The organism is uncultured Acinetobacter sp. (genome assembly GCF_947624825.1).
In the GTDB taxonomy this organism is placed as follows: Bacteria; Pseudomonadota; Gammaproteobacteria; order Pseudomonadales; family Moraxellaceae; genus Acinetobacter.
Map to the genome: position 1 here is coordinate 1 of NZ_CANQLZ010000113.1, position 3,264 is coordinate 3,264.

The following is a 3,264-nucleotide window of genomic DNA, read 5'->3' on the forward strand; positions in this document are numbered from 1 at the left end:
TCTACACATAATTTTCGTTAAAAATTAATATTCAATTTTTAGCAAGAATAGCGTTATATTTTGATCAAAAAAAATGCTCAGAGAGGGATCAATGGGCAAAACTAAGGACCTTGACGGTCATTCAGAAACTACAGCTAGGTTCTAGCTATGATTCTGCATTTAATTAAGAAAAGCTACACTGGCTGAATGTATCAAAAGTTGAATCATGTGATTTATCATTAATTAATACAGTTGAGAAAACAAGATCATAGCCCTGCTGATTAATACAGTAACTCACCAAACAAATCCGCTCTGATCTCTTCTAAGCTGAGATCTGATTTCATTCTATTACAGAGTGGATGAACCAGCAGACCATTCTCTAGCACCCCTTGGCCACCTGCGGCTTTGGCAATCCGATGATCCGATTCAGTAGAATCGAGATAGATTAATCCATCACAAATGGGGCAAAAGTTATGATTACCCACCAGAAAATTGTGCTTAAGCAAATTTTTGGTTAATGCTGAAAAGGCCTTGGGCTTTGATCGAGAGATCGGGCTAATCGATTCCACATATCCGACTACATGCTCTACAACCACTTTATCATAATTACCCAAAAATCTTTCAGAGTAAAACTCGTTAAAGTTGATGTACTTAAAAGCCTTTGACATCGACAAAATGAAGGTATTCAGGCATTCTTTATCTTTAAAATCAATATCCATTTCTAGGCTTAAACAGATAAATGCCTTATAAACGATTTGCAGTCGATCATAGCCTTTAATCCCACTCCCGAACTTGCCGACCGTTTCAGTGATCGCCACTGGAAAATTGGCAATCAAGAATTCAATACTACTGCGGACGCGTGTAAACTCTTTAAAGCTAATCGTTCTATGATGAATCTGCATGATGCTTTCATGAATTTCAAACACAATAGCAAACCATGCGAGAAAGGCAGTAATCTGAAAACGCTGGTCTTTATAAAAATATAAGAATGGATGTAAACCCAAACTCGGAACCCCAGTATTTTTTACAGGAGTTGCCATTCTGCAAAGGATCGTAAACAGATGCGACATGAGCTTTTCAACGCGTTCACCCTGATTCAGGCTCATAATATTATGAATCTGATCACCCGCAATGATATTCATGAGTTCATTGACCAAGCCAATTTTTTTGCCATGACTCATTTCAGTGTCTAATAAGATGGTAGAGAAAAGCAGCTGATGGATCTTCTCCCCCAACTCGATCAGCTCATTTAAACGTGTATATTGAAGCTCTTCTAAATTGGATTTATTGTCATTGATATAGCAACAGGCATAGATCGCATAATATGCATCACTCCCCCGACTTCTTAGATGATATTCCTCATATTTATCCAGGCGTTTAGTATCTGAGTTAATTGATTGAAATACGCGTCGTGCATCTTCTGGAGTACCAAGCACTTGCCTGAAACTGATTTTAATATCTTCTAATTTGGACTTTTGTTCTGCAAATTTGGCATCAGTACAAATTTTTTGGAAGTCAGCCAGATCCCCTAAATGACTTCGGAGGTAACGAATATCCTCTTTCTGTTGGTAATTAAAGTTAGGTGCTTGATTGACTTGTTCATCAGCAAAATAGCGATTGATCCACGCATAAATACTCGAAAGACGATGCGCCCCATCGATAATATAAATATTGTTTTTAATATCTTTCCAATACAAGATACACTGGACTGCCACCACTCTCCTAGACAAATATCGTCTATTCTTTTTGCATAGGAGAGAACATTATGAGTGGACAACGATACACCCCAGAGTTTAAAGATGAAGCTGTTAAATTGATTACTGAACGTGGATATTCTGTCACTGATGTCGCAGAACGTTTAGGCGTATCACAACACAGCATTTATAAATGGCTAAAGGCAGTGCAACCTTTACGCAACAGCCCTGATGAACATGAATTGCTCGAAGCAAAGAAAGAAATCCTTCGCCTTAAAAGTCAGCTTAAACAGACTGAAGAGGAACGGGACATCTTAAAAAAGGCCGCAAGGTACTTTGCAAGCCTGCCCGAGTAAAGTATCAGTTTATTCTGGAATACAGCCATCAATTTAAGATTAAAACGATGTGTCGAGTTCTTAAGATTGCTCGTGCTGGCTATTATGCTTGGCTACATGAACCCGAATCAGGCAGAACAATTGAAGATAGACGGTTATTACAACTAATCCGTTCTTCTTATGATGCCAGTTATGGCAGCTATGGTTATCGTCGCATTACGCTGGATCTTAAAGAGCTAGGTGAAAGCTGTGGACCTAATCGTGTGTTGAAGATCATGAAAGACAATGGCATTACCGCTGTGTTGAAGATCATGAAAGACAATGGCATTACCGCTGTTCGAGGATATAAGAAGCATAAAAGTTATGGTCGTGGTCGTCCTCAGATTGTGCCACCTAACCATTTAAATCGAGAGTTTGTTGTAAACACACCTGATACCTCGTGGGTAACTGATATTACCTACATACGCACATGGCAAGGCTGGTTATATCTGGCGGTGGTTCTCGATTTATATTCAAGGAAAGTCATCGGTTGGTCAATGAAACCTACGCTTGCCAAGGATATCGTTTTAGATGCACTTCTTATGGCGGTATGGCGACGCAGACCCAATGAACCTGTGATCATACACTCAGACCAAGGCTCACAATACAGCAGTGGAGACTGGCAGAAATTCTGTCAGAAGCATAATTTAGTTCCAAGTATGAGTCGTCATGGAAACTGTTGGGACAATGCTGTTGCAGAATCCTTTTTTAGCAGCTTAAAGAAGGAAAGAATTAAAAAGAGGATCTATAAAACACGAGAAATAGCGCGTGCAGATGTGTTTGATTATATCGAGATGTTTTACAATCGAATCAGGCGTCATTCGCACCTCGACGGAATGAGCCCAGAAGCATTCGAAGCAGCTTCAAAATGAGGCTGTCTCGTGTCTAGGATACTGGGAGCAGTCCAATTATGAAAAGTCCCATCAAAAGATGGTTATGTGTGTCTAGAATTTTGGTGGCTATTCAACAGGCTGCAAGAGAACTCAATAAAAAAAAAATTTAATTTCTTCATGTATAAAGACTCTTTTAAGTAGTTAATAGTAGAGTAATTAAAGCAAATTAGGCCAAAATAGTCTGATTAAAAATTCAAATGCCTAAGGAGAACTTAGGCAGCAAAATTCAGTCTTGTATTTTGGTATTTAACCCGAATCATGGATAAGCCTAGTTTCACATCGTTGTAAATTGAGGCTTGTTCTGATGGCAGATTTGATATGCGC

General features: G+C 39.0%; 1 protein-coding gene and 1 pseudogene. One reads left to right on the forward strand and one right to left on the reverse strand.

The genetic code is table 11. The annotated features are described in order from the left end of the window. Positions 1–260: 260 nt before the first annotated feature. Positions 261–1,682, reverse strand: a pseudogene (locus Q0017_RS13520) (HNH endonuclease signature motif containing protein); the annotation flags it as partial. 62 nt (positions 1,683–1,744) lie between these two features. On the opposite strand from Q0017_RS13520, the gene Q0017_RS13525 reads away from it, so the two are divergent. Next, positions 1,745–2,919 (forward strand): IS3 family transposase gene (locus Q0017_RS13525; RefSeq protein WP_298147930.1). Its coding sequence is split into 2 segments (ribosomal slippage): positions 1,745–2,003 and positions 2,003–2,919, totalling 1,176 coding nucleotides; the frame shifts between segments, so codons are not numbered across the junction. The last annotated feature ends 345 nt before the right edge of the window (positions 2,920–3,264 follow it).